Annotated in this window: 20 protein-coding genes; 11 read left to right on the top strand and 9 right to left on the bottom strand. The window is 65.0% G+C overall.

Features of this window, described 5'->3' with window-relative positions; all coding sequences use genetic code 11:
* Nucleotides 1–315: 315 nt before the first annotated feature.
* Both AB7245_RS21060 and AB7245_RS21055 read left to right on the top strand, forming a co-directional pair.
* Nucleotides 316–1359: a hypothetical protein gene (locus AB7245_RS21060; RefSeq protein ID WP_439034839.1), complete on the top strand. Its 1044-nt coding sequence runs from the start codon at nucleotides 316–318 to the stop codon at nucleotides 1357–1359.
* A 377-nt stretch (nucleotides 1360–1736) separates the two neighbouring features.
* Nucleotides 1737–1967 (top strand): DUF6894 family protein, encoded by a 231-nt coding sequence (locus tag AB7245_RS21055; RefSeq protein ID WP_027530842.1) that lies wholly within the window; start codon nucleotides 1737–1739, stop codon nucleotides 1965–1967.
* Nucleotides 1968–2062: 95 nt separating this feature from the next.
* Here AB7245_RS21055 and AB7245_RS21050 read toward each other — a convergent pair whose 3' ends face one another.
* The gene (locus tag AB7245_RS21050; RefSeq protein WP_439034838.1) at nucleotides 2063–2845 is read right to left on the bottom strand and encodes an SDR family NAD(P)-dependent oxidoreductase; all 783 of its coding nucleotides are present in this window, start codon (nucleotides 2843–2845) and stop codon (nucleotides 2063–2065) included.
* Between the two features lie 129 nt (nucleotides 2846–2974).
* Here AB7245_RS21050 and AB7245_RS21045 point away from each other — a divergent pair, with 129 nt between their 5' ends.
* Together AB7245_RS21045 and AB7245_RS21040 are read left to right on the top strand one after the other, a co-directional pair.
* The gene (locus tag AB7245_RS21045; RefSeq protein ID WP_283018709.1) at nucleotides 2975–3364 is read left to right on the top strand and encodes a hypothetical protein; all 390 of its coding nucleotides are present in this window, start codon (nucleotides 2975–2977) and stop codon (nucleotides 3362–3364) included.
* A gap of 110 nt (nucleotides 3365–3474) precedes the next feature.
* Nucleotides 3475–3723 (top strand): hypothetical protein, encoded by a 249-nt coding sequence (locus AB7245_RS21040; RefSeq protein ID WP_231144930.1) that lies wholly within the window; start codon nucleotides 3475–3477, stop codon nucleotides 3721–3723.
* Between the two features lie 16 nt (nucleotides 3724–3739).
* On the opposite strand, the gene AB7245_RS21035 is transcribed toward AB7245_RS21040, so the two are convergent.
* From AB7245_RS21035 to minC, 4 genes are all read right to left on the bottom strand, one after another.
* Nucleotides 3740–3925, bottom strand: a complete 186-nt coding sequence (locus AB7245_RS21035) for a hypothetical protein (protein ID WP_028161169.1) — start codon at nucleotides 3923–3925, stop codon at nucleotides 3740–3742.
* A 212-nt stretch (nucleotides 3926–4137) separates the two neighbouring features.
* Entirely contained in the window at nucleotides 4138–4419 is a 282-nt protein-coding gene (minE, locus tag AB7245_RS21030) for a cell division topological specificity factor MinE (protein ID WP_063983590.1), read from the bottom strand.
* Nucleotides 4416–5231, bottom strand: a complete 816-nt coding sequence (gene minD / locus AB7245_RS21025; protein ID WP_063983591.1) for a septum site-determining protein MinD — start codon at nucleotides 5229–5231, stop codon at nucleotides 4416–4418. Before minD ends, minE begins: the two co-directional genes overlap by 4 nt.
* A gap of 21 nt (nucleotides 5232–5252) precedes the next feature.
* Nucleotides 5253–5951 carry a septum site-determining protein MinC gene (gene minC / locus AB7245_RS21020; RefSeq protein WP_063983592.1) on the bottom strand — a complete coding sequence of 233 codons (699 nt, stop codon included), beginning with the start codon at nucleotides 5949–5951 and terminating at the stop codon, nucleotides 5253–5255.
* A gap of 370 nt (nucleotides 5952–6321) precedes the next feature.
* On the opposite strand from minC, the gene panB reads away from it, so the two are divergent.
* The gene (gene panB, locus AB7245_RS21015) at nucleotides 6322–7143 is read left to right on the top strand and encodes a 3-methyl-2-oxobutanoate hydroxymethyltransferase (protein WP_439034837.1); all 822 of its coding nucleotides are present in this window, start codon (nucleotides 6322–6324) and stop codon (nucleotides 7141–7143) included.
* A gap of 119 nt (nucleotides 7144–7262) precedes the next feature.
* Here the strand turns inward: panB and AB7245_RS21010 are convergent, their stop codons facing one another.
* Entirely contained in the window at nucleotides 7263–8279 is a 1017-nt protein-coding gene (locus AB7245_RS21010; RefSeq protein ID WP_439034836.1) for an ABC transporter substrate-binding protein, read from the bottom strand.
* 99 nt (nucleotides 8280–8378) lie between these two features.
* On the opposite strand from AB7245_RS21010, the gene AB7245_RS21005 reads away from it, so the two are divergent.
* The 6 genes from AB7245_RS21005 (at nucleotide 8379) to AB7245_RS20980 (ending at nucleotide 13575) form a co-directional block, all read left to right on the top strand.
* A complete protein-coding gene (locus AB7245_RS21005) occupies nucleotides 8379–9026 on the top strand; it encodes a TetR/AcrR family transcriptional regulator (RefSeq protein WP_063983595.1) in 648 nt (215 codons plus the stop codon).
* Between the two features lie 84 nt (nucleotides 9027–9110).
* Nucleotides 9111–9881 (top strand): ABC transporter permease, encoded by a 771-nt coding sequence (locus tag AB7245_RS21000; RefSeq protein ID WP_439034835.1) that lies wholly within the window; start codon nucleotides 9111–9113, stop codon nucleotides 9879–9881.
* A gap of 16 nt (nucleotides 9882–9897) precedes the next feature.
* The gene (locus AB7245_RS20995) at nucleotides 9898–10935 is read left to right on the top strand and encodes an NAD-dependent epimerase/dehydratase family protein (protein WP_439034834.1); all 1038 of its coding nucleotides are present in this window, start codon (nucleotides 9898–9900) and stop codon (nucleotides 10933–10935) included.
* Nucleotides 10922–11743 (top strand): GNAT family N-acetyltransferase, encoded by an 822-nt coding sequence (locus AB7245_RS20990; protein ID WP_439034833.1) that lies wholly within the window; start codon nucleotides 10922–10924, stop codon nucleotides 11741–11743. The genes AB7245_RS20995 and AB7245_RS20990 overlap by 14 nt, the downstream gene beginning before the upstream one ends.
* A gap of 6 nt (nucleotides 11744–11749) precedes the next feature.
* Nucleotides 11750–12805 carry a dihydrodipicolinate synthase family protein gene (locus AB7245_RS20985; protein ID WP_439034832.1) on the top strand — a complete coding sequence of 352 codons (1056 nt, stop codon included), beginning with the start codon at nucleotides 11750–11752 and terminating at the stop codon, nucleotides 12803–12805.
* Nucleotides 12793–13575 carry an ABC transporter ATP-binding protein gene (locus AB7245_RS20980; protein WP_439034831.1) on the top strand — a complete coding sequence of 261 codons (783 nt, stop codon included), beginning with the start codon at nucleotides 12793–12795 and terminating at the stop codon, nucleotides 13573–13575. The genes AB7245_RS20985 and AB7245_RS20980 overlap by 13 nt, the downstream gene beginning before the upstream one ends.
* Nucleotides 13576–13716: 141 nt before the next feature.
* On the opposite strand, the gene AB7245_RS20975 is transcribed toward AB7245_RS20980, so the two are convergent.
* The 3 genes from AB7245_RS20975 to AB7245_RS20965 form a co-directional block, all read right to left on the bottom strand.
* Complete coding sequence (locus AB7245_RS20975; RefSeq protein ID WP_063983601.1) at nucleotides 13717–14808, bottom strand: TRAP transporter substrate-binding protein; 1092 nt, start codon at nucleotides 14806–14808, stop codon at nucleotides 13717–13719.
* Nucleotides 14809–14989: 181 nt separating this feature from the next.
* Nucleotides 14990–15247 (bottom strand): hypothetical protein, encoded by a 258-nt coding sequence (locus tag AB7245_RS20970; protein WP_014495671.1) that lies wholly within the window; start codon nucleotides 15245–15247, stop codon nucleotides 14990–14992.
* Nucleotides 15248–15311: 64 nt separating this feature from the next.
* Nucleotides 15312–16295: a DUF2778 domain-containing protein gene (locus tag AB7245_RS20965; RefSeq protein WP_439035752.1), complete on the bottom strand. Its 984-nt coding sequence runs from the start codon at nucleotides 16293–16295 to the stop codon at nucleotides 15312–15314.
* Nucleotides 16296–16327: the final 32 nt, after the last annotated feature.

Genomic DNA, 16327 nt, shown 5'->3' with positions numbered 1-16327 from the left:
TTAGAGATTTTGGCACCACCGGCCCCCCGATAGCGGATAGTTGCGCTCCCAGCGACGCCAGATGCTGCCCAAATCGTGCTGAAAACAAGGCAATGCGGAACACGTGCCCGTGTTCGACTGGCATGGTTCCATCACCACAAACGGCGAAGAACCGTCGCACAGTCTCCATCCCCTCGCCTTGCTTTGGTCAAACCCGGCTGGACTCGTGGGTCATCGTGCGGACTCATCGGATTTGGGATGGGTTCACCTCGACAGATCGGCTCGCGCCAATGCGGACGCCCATACTTTAAACACTCGGACTTCAAAGGAGCTGCGATGCTCGCGACGCTGAACTCTAGGCAAATCGTCGATGAGATCGTGAAGGACACGGTCAAGGACAACGATCCGCACGACGCCGTTGAGATTTCACCCGACATGGTGCTGGCTTCGCGCCCCATCAGTGGTGCGCCCGCGTTGGCCCCTGAGATCGCAACCCGTCCAGAGCCGAAAATAGATCCGAAGTTCGCGCCGGAGCGCACCATTAATCCGGAGCCGAAATTCAGTCCCGTCTTGGAGCCGCAGACGGCAGCGCCCTCGGTCGACACCGCCGTGCGCGTCGCCGCCAGCGATGGTCGCAACCGGCGGAAGCGATCCTCCGCCGGCAAATGGCTGCGCGGCGCGTTCGTTATGATCTTGTTTGCGGGCGGAAGCGCGGCCGCCACTGTCGCCTGGGAGAAACATGGCGACACGGCCAGGCAGATGCTCGCCGAATGGAGACCAGCATTGACTGCGTTGACTTCGCTGTTGCCTTCGACATCGCGAACGACGGCACCGGTGACCGCCGCGCCGGTCACCGCCGCGCAGGCCGCGCCGCCCGCGGAGCCAGTCGCAACGGATCAAGCGGCGGATCAAGCTGCTCAACCTGCGACGCCGCCTCCGGTCCAGGTTGCAGCAGCCGCACCTGTCGCAACACAGCCCGATCCCGCGCAGTCGGTCCAATCGATGACGCGCGATCTCGCAGCGATGGCGCAGCAGATCGAAGCGCTCAAGGCCAACATCGCCGAGCTGAAGGCCGGGCAGGAGCAGATGGCGCGCGAGATGGCGAAGCCGCCCGCGCCAAAGCCGGTGGCTGAGGCCAAACCGGTCGATCCGCGCGCGCGTGTGTCCACGCTCCCGCCGCGGTCTCCGGCGGCTCCGGTGCGCAAGCCGAAGCCGGTCGTGTCGCAAACCTACATGCCGGCCTATTCGCCCGCGCCGCTTGCACCTCCGCCGCCTTCGCAGGCTGCCGCGGCCGCGCCGACAGCAGCACCGGTCGCCACGACGCAAGCCGTTGCCGATGACGACGGACCTGTCGTGCGTCCGCCGATGCCGCTCCGCTAGACCAGGCGCGAGCGCAGCGTCGCTGTCGCGACGTCGCCCAAGCTGTCCGAGTCGATGCGGTGCGTTGAGTCCGGGCGATTACGGAGACCGATATTTCGATCGTCTTCCGTCAAGAGAAAAGGCCGTCGGGATTTATGCCGCCGGCCTTCTCTTGCAGCTGCCGGTTCCCGGAGCCCGGTTCTGCTGCAATTCCATGCCTTATGATCACGTCGACATATTTAATAAAATCTTAACGCACACAATTGCTGCACATGATTTCTGCGCCATAAGCACAGAGATTGCGCGACCTGTTCATTCGAAAATATCGACTCAGTGGTATCATCCGGGATGTGTTGAGACTTCCACTGAAGCTCACGTCGTCACACCGGGGAAATCGAATGCCCTACTATTCCTTCGATCTCGTGGTTGGTGAAGAGTTCAAGAACCAGGGTGGAATCATCCTCGAAGACATCGAGGTCGCTTCCGATCGCGCCGTTCAATTGGCTACCGAGCTGTCGCAGGTGAAGCCGGAGCTGCAACGGAAGGGTTGCGCGGTGCGCGTCACCGATCGCGATCATAACGAGGTCTATCGCACGCCGCTCGATCCCGTGCCGGCCTGGCGACGCTAGGCCACAGCGTTTTCGAGCGATTTGGAAACCGGTTCGCGCAAAAAGCGCGTCGAACCGTGACTCAAAAGCATCGTCCGAGTCATCGGAACGGGGCTTTAGTCGTCCAGCTCCGGCGGCTCGAACCAGTTCGTCAGCGACAATCCGCCGTCGACGACGAAGGCTGCGCCGGTGACGTAACCCGAGAGCTTGTTCGACAGCACCGCAAGCGCCATCGGCGCGAGGTCCTTGGCCTCGCCGAGGCGCCCGAGCGGAATGTGCTTCGCCAGCGAGGCGTCGGCAACGAACCCGCCCGCCGCGATCGCGCCGGGCACCAGCGCGTTGACGCGGATGTCGTGACGCCCGAGCGTCTTCGCGAGCTCCTTCACCAGCATCGCCATCCCCGCCTTCGCCGTCGAATAATGCGGCAGGTTGCGCGGCGTGCCCGCGTGCAGCGAGGTGAGAAACAGGAACGAGCCCGGCCGTTTCGCCGCGATCAGCCGTTTTGCCAGCCCGCGCGCCAGATGGAATCCGGCATCGAGATTGACGGCATGCATCTCCTGCCAGGTCTTGCGATCGACCGCGAGCGCATGATCGGCCTCGCGCCGCGGCGGCGATGCGCTGTGCACGAAATGCGAGACCTCGCCGAGCCCCTCTGCGGCGGCCAGCAGGGCATCGCAAGCGTCTGACCTGGCGAGATCGCCGACCCACGGCACCGCCAGTTCAGGCCTGCCGCTCGCGCTGATCGCCGCGCTCACCCGTTCCAGGCTCACATCGGCGAACACGGTCCGAACGCCCTCGCCGACCAGCGCCTGCGCAATCGCGCGGCCGATGCCGTTGCCTGCGCCGGTGACGAGGGCCGTGTCGCGTGCGGGGTCGAACGGCGTGCTCAACAGGCTCATGTCGCTCTCCGTGGCCAGGACGGGCTGACGATAGCGCACCGCACCGGGGAGCGACAAATACGTCCCGGCACCATTGCGGAGTGGCTTGCCGGACGCTAGCCTCCCAAAAAAACGGAGGAGATACCAAGGATGCGCACCGGTTTCCTGATCGCAGGTCTGTTACTGCTCACCGCGCCGGCCCAAGCGGCGGACCGTGCACGCTCGACCTATGTGACGATGGTCTTGCAGGCCTTCGCCGCCAAGGTGGAATGTCCGAACACCGATCTCGTCTATCAGGACCTCGTGCAGAAGGCGCAGCAGATGCAGCTGCCGGACGGCACCACCGAGAAGGTACGCAAGGCGATCGCCTGGATGCACACCGGCGGCAAGATGGGCGAGAAGCAGGACGATGATTTGATGGCCGAGGTCGCGGTCGCGACGCAGGCGACCGACATGGACCAGCGCCGCCTCGGCATGCCCGGCTGGTGCGAGGCCCAGAAGACCAACCTCGCCGGCCTGATCCGCAGCAAGGGCGGCTAGGCGCTCTCTCGCGGCGTTAAGCACGCCGTGGCGGAACCGTCGCGGCGGCCAACTATCGTCATAATCCTCGACACCATGCGGCCTCTTCGAATTCGAACAGGAGAGCCCACATGCGGAGTATCCATTTTGTTTTCGCCGGCGCATTTGCGGCCGCCGCTGTGCTGACCGCGCCCGCCCTGGCGAAGAACTCCGATGCCCAGAAAGGCGAGGAAAAATCCACCTCGTCATCCTGCAGTGCTTACCAGCAGGCACCCGACGGCTCGTGGGAACCGCTGCCCTGCAAAGAGACAGGCGAGCGTCCCCAGCCGCAGACACAAAATCGCACTACGCAGCCGGGCGCCGACCGCGGGGAGCGCTGAGCGCGCTGGCCGCGGATCAGCTCTGGTGCGGGCCGCGGATGATCTTCATGGCGTCCTCGATGTGACGCCACTCCTTGGCCTCATCGGCCTCGCCGCGGCCCTCACAGGCCTGCGCCTGCTCGGCGGCCTTCGCAATCGCAGCGAAACCATGTTTTTCCAGCATCTGGCGCGCGATGGTGTGGACCTGGATCTCGGATATCATGGGCGCTCTCCTGTTCAGGAAACCGCAGCGCCTGGCTTGGCGCTCCGCGGCCTCTGACAACGATTTCGCCGCAGGTCCCGTTCCGCCCACGACCGATCACATCGGCAGGCCTGGAATTTGACGTGACGAGCAAGCAAGACAAAGGCGGTCCGCTATGCCCAGCGGACCGCCTTCTCACCCACCCCAAATTTGCAGTGTACCGGCCGGATCCCCTACCCGACCGCCGCGCGCTTGCGCTCCAAATCGTTCGGCACCTCGATATCGACCTCCAGGGTCGATACCTCGTCGCCGCGCTCGAGCCGGACGATGACCTTGGTCGGGTCCAGCGTGACGTGCCTGGACACGACAGCAAGAATTTCCTCGCGCAGCACGCCGAGCAGATCGGGCTGGCCGCGCAATCCGCGTTCATGGGCAAGCAGGATCTGCAGCCGTTCGCGTGCGACGGGTGCCGAGGCCTTCTTGCCGCGGAGAAGCCGAAGCAGACCCATGCTCATGCAGCCCTCCGTCGCAGCAGACGATCCATGAAGCGCCTGCGCTCGGCCGGAACCTGCATCGCCACGGTGTCGCCGCACAGCCGCCGCGCCGCGTCGATATAGGCCCGTGCGGGTGCACCGTCCACGTTCGACAGCGTCACCGGCGTGCCGACATTGGAGGCCTTCAACACGTCCTGGCTCTCGGGGATGATGCCGAGCAAGGGCGTTGCGAGGATTTCGAGGATGTCGTCGATGGTCAGCATCTCGCCGCGCGCGGCGCGCGAGGCATCGTAGCGGGTGATGAGAATGTGCTTCTGGACGTGCTCGCCCTTCTCGGCCCGCACCGTCTTGGAATCGAGCATGCCGATGATGCGGTCGGAATCGCGCACCGAGGAAACTTCCGGATTGGTGACGATCACGGCCTCGTCCGCAAAGCGCATCGCCATGGAGGCGCCGCGCTCGATGCCGGCTGGGCTGTCGCAGATCACCCAGTCGAAGCGGTCGCGCAAATCGTCGATGACCTTGCCGACGCCCTCTTCCGTCAGCGCGTCCTTGTCGCGGGTTTGCGAGGCCGGCAGCAGCCAGAGATTCTCCAGCCGCTTGTCGCGGATCAGCGCCTGCGGCAGCTTTGCGACGCCCTGCACCACGTTGATGAGATCGAACACGACGCGGCGTTCGGCGCCCATGACGAGGTCGAGGTTGCGCAGGCCGACGTCGAAATCGACGACGACGACCTTGTCGCCGCGCTGCGCCAGCGCAGCCCCCAGTGCGGCGGTCGTCGTGGTCTTGCCGACCCCACCCTTGCCTGATGTCACGACCAGTACCTTACTCATCTGAAATGTCTCCTTTGCTGGTCAGTTCAGTGCTGTAATTCGCATGGTATTCCCCTGCAGCCAGGCCTGCGCCGGCTTGCCGCGCAAAGCGGCGTCGATGTCGTCCGCAGTCTGGTAAAATCCATCAATTGCAAGCAGTTCAGCCTCGATCTTCTGACAATAGATGCGGGCGCTCGTGTGCCCATTGACCCCCGCCATGGCACGGCCGCGGAGCGCGCCGTAAATGTGGATGGAACCGCCGGCGACGACTTCGGCGCCGGAGCCGACCGAGCCCAGAATGGTGACGTCGCCTTCCGGGAAGATCACGGTCTGGCCCGAGCGCACCGGGCTATCGAGCAGGAGCGAGGTCGGCTTGGTTACGGCCTTCGCCTCGGCCTTCTTCGGCGCGCTCGGCTCGACCACGCAGCTGCGCCCGCCCGAGAGCAGCGGCGGCATCGTCGGCGTCAGCCGGCCCTCCTCCACCCCCTCGATCCCGAGCACCCGGATGTTGCGATCCTGGAGGCTCGTGAGCAGATGGGCGATGCCGGACTGGCTGAGATCGACCGAGGACAGATCGATCACCACGGGCCGGCCGGCGAAGAAGCCCGGCGAGCGCGCGATCGTGGCGTCGATCTCCTGCAGCCAGTCCTGGATCGGAACCGTCGGCACGAACACGAAGGCCACGTAGGAGCGCCCGCGCAGGCGAACCATTTGGCGTTGGACTTTTGCTGCAGCCTCCATAGCGGCCGACTCGATCCCTGTTATTGAATGGTTAACGATGCAGCGGATTTGGTTAACGGCCAGTTAATTTCTCCGTGGGCACGTGGGGGTGTGGACGGGCTGGGCCTGCGGAAGGGCTTGGGCGAGCGCTTCCGCGCAACACACCGCGGTCATGCCCCGGCTTGACCGGGGCATCCAGTACGCCGCGGCTTATCCGCATCATGGCACGGCCTCTGGAATACTGGATCGCCCGCCTACGCGGGCGATGACACTGAGAATGTCGAGACAGTGGGCCCTCACGCCGTCCATTGTGATCGCAGACCCGACCATCCGGATTGACATGCTCATGGCATCTGGTTTCGATCCGCCTCCCCCGTGGACGGAGCCGAGCATGTCAATTCAGTCTTCCATCAGGCGCAAGACCGCGCCGGACATCCGTGCACGCAAGCGGGGCGAACCGATCGTGATGCTGACGTCCTATCACGCGCATACGGCCGCACTGGTGGATCGGCATTGCGATGTCATTCTGGTCGGCGATTCCCTTGGCAACGTCATGCACGGCTTCGAGACGACGGTGCCTGTTACGCTCGACATGATGATCCTCCAGGGCGCCGCGGTGATGCGCGGCTCGAAGCAGGCGCTGGTCGTCGTCGACATGCCGTTCGGCTCGTATGAAGCTTCCAGGGAGCAGGCGTTCAACTCCGCGGTGCGGATCATGAAGGAAACGCAATGCGGCGCGGTGAAGCTTGAAGGCGGCGTTCGCATGGCGGAGACGATTGCATTCCTGTCCGGGCGCGGCATCCCGGTGATGGGTCATATTGGCCTCACTCCGCAATCCATCAACACGCTCGGTTCGTTTCGTGCCCAGGGGCGCAACGAGGTGGACTGGGGCCCGATCGAGGACGATGCGAAGGCCGTCGCCGATGCCGGTGCATTCTCGGTCGTCGTCGAAGCCGTGGCCGAGCCGTTGGCGCGCAAGATTACGGAGACGATTGCGATCCCCACCATCGGCATCGGTGCGAGCGCGGCCTGCGACGGTCAGGTGCTCGTGCTCGAGGACATGCTCGGGCTGTCGCCACGAACCCCGAAATTCGTCAGGCGGTACGGCAATCTTGGTCCGGCCATCGAAGCGGCGATCGAAGGGTATGCCGCCGACGTGCGGTCACGCGCCTTTCCCGGGCCCGAACACGTCTACGAGATGAAAAAGAGCTGACGATACGCAGCAAGCGCTTCCGCTTGTAGCCCGGATGGAGCGAAGCGCAATCCGGGAAACCTGCCGCCGACGATGCACTGTCCCGGATTTCGCTGCGCTCCATCCGGGCTACGGGTGCCCTACTTCTTCACCTTGGTCGCATCCATCTTGACGGCGGGATCCAGCATCTTGGTCGTGAAGGCCGTAGAGACGTCGAACGGCTTCTCCATGCCGAGATAGGTTTGGACCAGCTCATAGTCCTTCTTCATCCGCTCGCCGTCGATCCAGCCGAGACCCTTGGTGGTCGTGAACTCGTCGGTCATCAAATACTTGATGCGCTCCCACTGCCGTTCCTGGTTCTCCTTGTCGAGACCGGAGACCTGGTCGAGCAGCGCCTTCAGGCACGGCGTGACGTCGGCGACGCAGGCCGCAAAGGCCTTCTGCGAGACGCGCACGAACTCCTCGACCAGCTTGGGGTTCTTCTGGAGATAAGCGCCGTTGACGATCAGCGAATTGCCGTAGGGGTTGAGCCCGATGTCCTTCCAGTTGACGAAGCCGAGATCGCTTCCGAACTCTGTCACCTTCAGATCGTGCTCGTTGTAGAAGTCGCTGATGATGTCGACGGTGTGGCTCTTCAGCGCCGCGATTTTCGCGGTCGGCCCGATATTGACGAAGCTGACGGCATCAGGCGCGATACCTGCGGCCTTCGCAAAAGCCGGCCACATCACCCGCGAGGCGTCGCCGGGTGGGTTGCCGATCTTGTGGCTCGGAAAATCCTTCACGCCATTCACGCCGTAGCTCTTCAGCCAATAAAACGTCTGGCCGGTGTTGGCGTAGATGCTCATCAGCGCGACGTCGTCCGCGCCCTTGCTCTTGGCGACCAGCATGGTGGCGAGATCGGCGATGCCGAACGGCGAGCCGCCGGAGCCGACCTTGGCGGCGGAGACGCCGGAGCCCTTGCCGACCTCGATGGTCAGGTCGATGCCGGCCTTCTCGTACCAGCCCTGCGCCTTGGCGTAATAGAACGGCGAATGGTCGGCCGTCGGCGTCCAGTTCAGGATCAGATTGACCGCCTCGCCCGCGCTCGCCGGCACCGCCGGCACACCGAGCATCAGGGCCAAAGCCAAAGCCGAGCCCGCAGCCTGCAAACGCTTCATCGCATCCCTCCTCATTGCCGCGACCCGGCTTGTCGCTCTCCCCGTGTGAGGATACCAATGCAACAAGCCGCCCTCGACTTGTCAACTGTCTGGTTGGAAATGCCCGCAAAACGTTCAGGCGACACCGTGCCGCAGCGGCGCGATCCCGTCGCCACCCGCAAGAAGCTGCTCACCGCGGCGCGCCTGGAGTTCGCCCGGCACGGCTTTGCCGGCGCCCGCGTCGACGAGATCGCCGAGCGCGCCGGCGTCAACAAGCAGCTCGTCTACCACTACTTCGGCGACAAGGACGCGCTCTATCTGGCTGTGCTCGAATGGGTCTACGCCGATATCCGCGAGCAGGAGCGCCAGCTCAACCTCGAAGGCCTGCCGCCGGAAAAGGCGATCCGGAAGCTGATCGAGGCCTCGTTCGATTACCTCGCAACAAACCCCGATTTCATCGTGCTCCTGAACGACGAGAACCGCGGCGGCGCCCGCCACGTCCGCGGCTCGACGCGGCTGGAGGCGATGCATTCGCCGCTGGTGAAGAGCGTCTCCCACATCCTCCACGAGGGCGTCCGCACCGGCGTGTTCCGCAAGGGGATCGATCCGATCCAGCTCTATATCTCCATCGCCGGCCTCAGCTATTTCTATCTCTCCAACACGCCGACGCTGTCGGCGATCTTCGGCAAGGACCTGTCGAGCCGGGCGGCAAGGCGCGCCCGCCGCAGGCATGTCGTCGACCTCTTGCTGCATTCGCTCCGGCCATAATCAACCAACTGGTTGAAAGTTCCTTCAAGGCCGGTTAGGCTGACGAACAGTGGCAAGGTGGCCGCTGGCAACAGGGAGCAACCGGTGACCGGAGACGGCGCACGCACCTCGCGCAGCTTTGCGATCATCCTGATCGTGCATCTCGCCGTGCTCGTGCTCTGGCAGGTCGCGGTCGATGCCTTCCACGTACCGAAATTCATCCTGCCCTCCCCGCTCGCGACGGTGCAGACGCTGGGCACCGCGAGCTATGCCTGGGGCGCCAACACGCTGGTCACCGCCATCGAGATCCTCGGCGGCTTCGCCCTCGGCGCGTTCGTCGGCGTCGCGCTCGCGGTGATTTTCAGCTGGGCACCGCTGCTGAGCCTCGTGCTGCTGCCGCTGTTCGTGACGATGAACATGATCCCGAAGGTCGCGCTCGGCCCGCTCTTCATCGTCTGGTTCTCCTACGGCATCGTGCCGAACATTCTGATCGCCTTCAGCATCTGCTTCTTCCCGATCCTGCTGACCACCGCGCGCGGCCTGCGCGAGGTCGAGCCGGACCTGCTCGACCTCGTCAAATCGCTGCGCGGCTCGCGCTGGACGCTGTTCCGCAAGATCCAGTTGCCGGGATCGCTGCCTTACGTGTTCTCCGGCATGAAGGTCGGCGCCATCCTCGCGGTGGCCGGCGCCATCGTCGGCGAGTTCATCGCCTCCGAGCGCGGGCTTGGCTATCTCATGATCCAGGTGCAGTCGTCGCTCGACACGCCCGCGATGGTGATGGCCGTCGTGCTGCTGACCCTGCTCGGCGTCGCTCTCTACGGCCTGGTCCTCGCCCTCGAACGCATGTTCGTGGTCGGCGATGCCAGGCAAAACTAACGACAAGGACCGATCCATGCTGCTCACCCGCCAGACGCTGCCGAAGACGATCCCGGATATCGCAGCCCTCGACGATCTCCTGTGCCGGCCGACCCAGGCGCTGATCGACGACCTCAAGAAGGTCGAGGGCGACATCATGATCCTAGGCGTCGCCGGCAAGATGGGACCGACGCTGGCGGGGCTCGCGAAAGCCGCCGCACCCGATCGCCGCGTCATCGGCGTCGCCCGCTTCAGCGATGCGAGCGTCAAGGACTGGCTGCACGCGCGCGGCGTCGAGACGATCAGTTGCGACCTGATGGACGAGAGCGCGATTCAGGCCCTGCCGAAGGCACCCAACATAGTCTTCATGGCCGGCCGCAAGTTCGGCGCCGAGGGCGACCTGTCGCTGACCTGGGCGATGAACGCGCATGTCCCGGCGCTGGTCGCACAGGCCTTCCCGATGTCGCGCATCGTGGCGTTCTCGACCGGCTGCATCTATCCCTTCGTCCCCGTCGACGGCAAAGGCGCGACCGAGGACATGGCGCCGAACCCGCCCGGCGAATACGCCCAGTCCTGCGTCGGCCGCGAGCGCATGTTCGAGTATTTTTCGCGCAAGTTTGAAACGCCGGGCCGCCTGTTCCGGCTCAATTACGCGATCGACATGCGCTATGGCGTGCTGCACGACATCGCCACAAAGGTGCTCACGGGAACGCCGATCGATGTCAGTCTCGGCCACGTCAATTTCATCTGGCAGGGCGATGCATCCGCGCAGGCGCTGCGGTGCCTTTCGCATTGCACCGCGCCGACCTCGCCGATCAATGTCAGCGGACACGAGATTTTGGCGGTGCGAGATCTCGCAGCAAAATTCGGCGCGCGCTTCGGCCGCGCGCCGGTGCTGACAGGCAAGGAAGAACCCACGGCGTGGCTCACTGACACGTCCAGGGCGGTCGAGCTGTTCGGCCTGCCCGTGGTCGACACCGAGCAGTTGATCGCCTGGACCGCGGACTGGGTGTCCCGCGCCATGCCAAGCCTCGGCAAGCCCACCAAATACGAGGTGCGCGATGGACGCTACTGACGGTCCGCCCATCCTCAAGCTCGCCGTCGACGACGCGATCGCCGGGCTGGCGCTGTCGACGGAAGCGCAGTGGAACCAGACCGAGGAGGACTGGCGAATCTTCCTGCACGAGGGCGTGGTGTTCGGTATTCGCGACGGCCTACGGCTGGTCGCGACCGCGGCGCTGCTGCCCTATTCCGGCAACAACGCCTGGATCAGCATGGTGCTGGTATCGGGCACGCATCGCCGCCGCGGCCTCGCCACCCGTCTCGTCGATGCTTGCCTGGAAACCGCGCGCAAGAACGGCCTGACGAGCTGGCTCGACGCGACGCCCGACGGCGCCGCCGTCTACGGGCCGCTCGGATTCACGCCGACGCTGCAATTGCGCCGGATGAAGCTGGTGAGATCCGGGCGAGCCGAAGCCCCACCGCCTTCATCGGCGACCATCGATGCGCTGCGGGCGCGGGACCGGCGCACCACCGGTTTCGACCGCACCGCGCTCCTCTCCGCCATCGCCCTGCGCTCCGGCTCACGTATCGTCGCCGCGCATGGCGCCATCGCGCTGGTTCGCGACGGCCGAACCGCGCGCCATATCGGGCCGTTGTTTGCCAACAATGCCGCGCCGGCGCTGGCCCTGGTTCATGCGATCGCGCGCTCCGAGACCGGCCCGATTCTGATCGATGCCGTTGCGTCGCAAGCCGCATTCCTGGACGGATTGACCGCCTCGGGCTGGACCATCGAGCGGCCGTTCCAGCGCATGCGGTTCGGCCCCGCCACCACCGCTGCGAAGGATACGCCATTCGCCGTCGCCGGCCCTGAATTCGGATAGGACATCATGCACCACAGCCAGATTAACAGCGACGTCCGCAAGCTGATCGCCGACGGCACCGTGCTGCCGGCTCACCCCCTCGCGCTCACGGCGGAGCGCCAGCTCGACAAGAAGCATCAGCGCGCGCTGACGCGCTACTACATCGACGCCGGCTCGGGCGGCCTCGCGGTCGGCGTCCACACCACGCAATTTGCGATCCGGGACGTCGGCCTCTACCGTCCCGTGCTCGAGCTCGCCGCCGAGACCGCTGCGAACTGGACCAAGCGTCCGCTGGCGATGGTCGCGGGCCTCGCCGGCCCGACCCGGCAGGCAGCGGCTGAGGCCCGCACCGCGCGCGATATCGGCTATCACGCAGGGCTCCTCAGCCTCGCCGCGATGAAGAGCGCCTCCGAGGATGAGATCATTGCGCATTGCACGGCGGTCGCCGCCGAGATCCCGCTGGTCGGCTTCTATCTCCAGCCGGCCGTCGGCGGGGTCGTCCTGTCGAGCCGGTTCTGGCAGCGCTTCGCCGCGATCGACAATGTGATCGCGATCAAGATCGCGCCGTTCAACCGCTATCGCACGCTCGACGTGCTGCGCGGCGTCGCAGCCGCCGGTGCGCTCGACCGCGTCGCGCTCTACACCGGCAACGACGACCACATCCTGCTCGACCTGATGCTGCCGTTCGACCTGCGCGACAACGGCATCACCACGCGCACCTACTTCAAAGGCGGTCTGCTCGGCCATTGGTCGGTGTGGACCGCGAGCGCCATCAAACAGTTCGAGCGCTGCAAGGCGGCGCGGCACAAGGAGGCCGTGCCGGCCGATCTGCTCGCGCTCGATGCCCGCGTCACCGACTGCAACAGCGCCTTCTTCGACGTCGCCAACAATTTTCACGGCTGCATCGCCGGTTGCCACGAAGTGCTGCGGCGTCAGGGCCTGATGCAGGGCCTGTGGTGCCTCGACCCGAACGAGGGCCTCAGCCCCGGCCAGAAGGAAGAGATCGACCGCGTCACTCGCGAGCACGCCGACCTCGGCGACGACGCCTTCGTCGCCTCCAATCTGGACAAATGGCTGGCATGAGCGCCGAGCCCTTCATCAGCCTGAGCGGCGTCCGAAAGGTCTATCGCAGCGGCGGCGCCGAGTTCCTGGCGGTGTCCGACGTCACGATGGACGTGCAGGAAGGTGAGCTCGTCTCGCTGGTCGGCCCCTCCGGCTGCGGCAAGACCACGGTGATGAAGATCTTGGCCGGCCTGCACGGCGCCGACGGCGGCACCGTCAGAATTGGCAATGCCAAAAGCCCGTTCGATCCGACCCGCGACATCGGCATGGTGTTCCAGCAGGCGCTGCTGCTGAAGTGGCGCACCATCCTGGACAACGTGCTGTTGCCGGCCGAGATCGTTGGCCTGCCCATCAAGGCCGCGCGCGAGCGGGCGCGCGATCTGCTCAACCTGGTCGGGCTTGCCGGCTACGAGCAGAAATATCCGCGAGAGCTCTCGGGCGGCATGCAGCAGCGCACCGCGATCGCGCGGGCCTTCATTCACGATCCAAAACTGATCCTGATGGACGAGCCGTTCGGGGCGCTGGACGCCTTGACACGCGAGCAGATGAATCTGGAGATGCTGCGGATCTGGCGCGAGAGCGGCAAGACCATCATCTTCGTCACGCACTCGATCCAGGAAGCCGTGTTCCTGTCCTCGCATTGCGCCGTGCTGACGGCGGGGCCTGCGAAGATGGCCGACTACTTCCCGATCGACCTGCCCTTCCCGCGCGACCTGCCGCTCAAGACGACCGACGCGTTCGGCGCCTATGCGCGGCGGATCTATGCGAAGCTGGGGTTGAGCGCGGGGTAAGCTGCCCGATGCGTCCGTAGCCCGGATGGAGCGCAGCGTAATCCGGGGCGGTGCCGTTGACGTGCGAGATCCCGGATTTCGCTGCGCTCCATCCGGGCTACGGAAGCGGGGCGCGGCGTAGTCACCGCGCCCTGCTCGTCATCAAGTCTTATTCCGCATCTTGCTGAGCAGATAGTTGTCGTAGAAGTTTTCCGCGATCTGCGTGTAGAACAGCAGCTCCTTCATATAGGCGTCGTGGCTCTCCTTGGTGCGCTTGAACAGGTCGCTCTTGGCGGCGAGCTCGTTCAGGTGCTCCTGGGTCGCGTTGTAGCAGGCTTCCAGCACCGGCTGCGGGAACGCCTTCAGCTCCGCGCCGTTGGCGATCAGCCGCTTCAGGGCCGCCGGATTCACGCTGTCGTATTTCTCCAGCATCCAGGCGCCGGCCGCCGAGGCGGCCTGATTGACGATCGCCTGGTACTGCTTCGGCAAGCTCGCCCACTTCTCGTCATTGACGATCATGTGCAGCATCGCGCCGCCTTCCCACCAGCCGGGGAAGTAATAGTACTTGGCGACCTTCTGGAAACCGAGCTTCTCGTCGTCATAGGGACCGACGAATTCAGCGGCGTCGATCGAGCCCTTCTCCAGCGCCGCATAGACGTCGCCGCCGGCGAGCTGCTGCGGCACGATGCCGAGCCTGGCCAGTACATGGCCGCCCATGCCGGCGATGCGGAATTTGAGGCCCTTGAGATCGTCGACGGTCTTGATCTCCTTGCGGAACCAGCCGCCCATCTGGGTGCCGGAATTGCCGCAGAGGATGGCGTGCGTCTTGAACGGCTTCAGCGCCTCGTTGGTGAGTTCGGCGCCGCCGCCGAAATACCACCAGGATTCCTGGTGGCGATGGTTCATGCCGAACGGCGCGCCGGTGGCGTAGGCCAGCGCCGGCTCCTTGCCGATGTAGAAATACAGCGGCGTCTGCGCCATCTCGACGGACGCGACGCTGACGGCATCGAGCGCCTGGAGGCCGGGGACGAGCTCGCCGGCCGCGAAGGTCTGGATCTGGAATTTGTTGTCGGTGGCTTCCGCAACGTATTTCGCAAAGGTCTGCGCCGTGCCGTAGATGGTGTCGAGCGACTTCGGGAAGCTCGAGGTCAGGCGCCATTTGATCTCGGGCGCGCCTTGCGCAATCGCAGGTGCAGCAACCAGCGTCGTCGCACCGGCGACCGCGCCGCCCTTGAGGAATGTACGGCGTTTCATGTTGGGGTCTCTCCCTGGAAGTAAGTTTCAAAGATACATATCGGCGTCTAGCCACGGTCTTCGCGGACCGTTTGCCCGTTCCTATAGCGGAGTTCAAGCTGGGAGCGGAAGGCCTGCTGGCGTCCATAGCCCGGATGGCGCGCAGCGCAATCCGGGCGACGAGAGCGCGTTGAAAGGCTGCTCAGAGCAGCTTCGCGCTCACGAACAGCGCGCGCACAGCGTTGGTCGCCTGCACCGCGAGCATGGCGTTGTCGGCGGCGCCTTCGAGCGCCGCGACCGCCTCTTCATGGAGCGAGCGGAATTCCATCCACTCGACCGATTTGAAGTTGGTGAGGAATTGATAGGCCTGGCCGACGGTCGCAATCGCCAGCGTGTCGCCGTTCAGCTTGATCTTGAACGTCGTACGCAGCGGGGTCTCGGAACTCTGGGGATCACTCATGGGCTGCTTCTGGACGAGGTCGGCTTAACGAAGAGGAAACGGCAGCCCCGCCGTCCAGCAAATATCAGGAGTCGGTACTCGCGCGCTGCGAGGCGGTCGCCGATCCGCGCAGGCTAGGCACGACGACCAGGCGGTTGAACTCGCCATTGTCCCAGGACTTCAGGAAGCGATCATAGTCCTTGATCGAGACGCAGCCATTGGAGTCGCCCCGTGGCCCGAGCATGTAGTTGTGGGTGAGCAGGCCGACGCGGCCGAGCGCACTGGTGCCGTCAGTGGGCGTCAAGCGCAGGGCACGGACGCCGTGGAACAGCTTTTCGCGCGGCTTCAAATCATAGGTCGCCGGCGGGGTCGCGCCAACCATGCGCTGGTCGACATGGTCGGGGTCGTCCATCAGCGCGCCCATGCCCGAATGCGCTTCCAGCGCGATGCCGCTCGGCAGGTAAAGCGCCTTGGCCTTGATGTCATAGACCGCCGTGCGTGAATCGTAGCCGAGCGCGGCGAGATCAGGCGCCCTGCTGAGCAGGCCGTCGCCGGGAGTCAGTGACGCCAGCTTGATCTTGTCGGTGAATTTTTCGAAGAAGTTGCGGTTGTCGACCCTTGGGTTGGTCTCGGCATAGGCTTGGCTCGAGGCGATCTGGGACGCGAGGTCTGCCTGGGCCGGGCGCGAGCGCGGCACCGGGATGGCGTCGGCGCGCTGCGACGGCCTCGTCTCGTCAACCACGTGCCGGTCGTCATCGGTCAGGGTCGAGCCGGTCAGGGTCGAGCGCCAGTCGTCGCCCTGGAGTTTTTGGGCCAGCATCGCCTTGGCGTCGCGCAGCTTGAGCTGGACCGCGCTCACCGCGGAGCGCTCCAGCGTCCGCAGGCCGAAGTCACGGGCGGGCGGGCTGCTGGATACCGAAGCGAAACGGTCGTCAAACGAAGGGCCATTGGCCGGAGGCAGTGCGGCGGCTGGAGGCAGTGAGGCGGTGACCAGCGGTGTCGAATCGCCCATGTCCGCGACCCAGGCGGCCGCTCCCAGTGCCAGCGCGACGGCTGCCAAAGACAGCAGTATCGTCTCCGCTCGCCCAATACGGCGGCGCG

Source organism: Bradyrhizobium sp. 604_D8_N2_3, assembly GCF_051810765.1.
Lineage (GTDB): Bacteria > Pseudomonadota > Alphaproteobacteria > Rhizobiales > Xanthobacteraceae > Bradyrhizobium > Bradyrhizobium barranii.
This window is presented reverse-complemented; position numbering and strand designations above follow the sequence as displayed.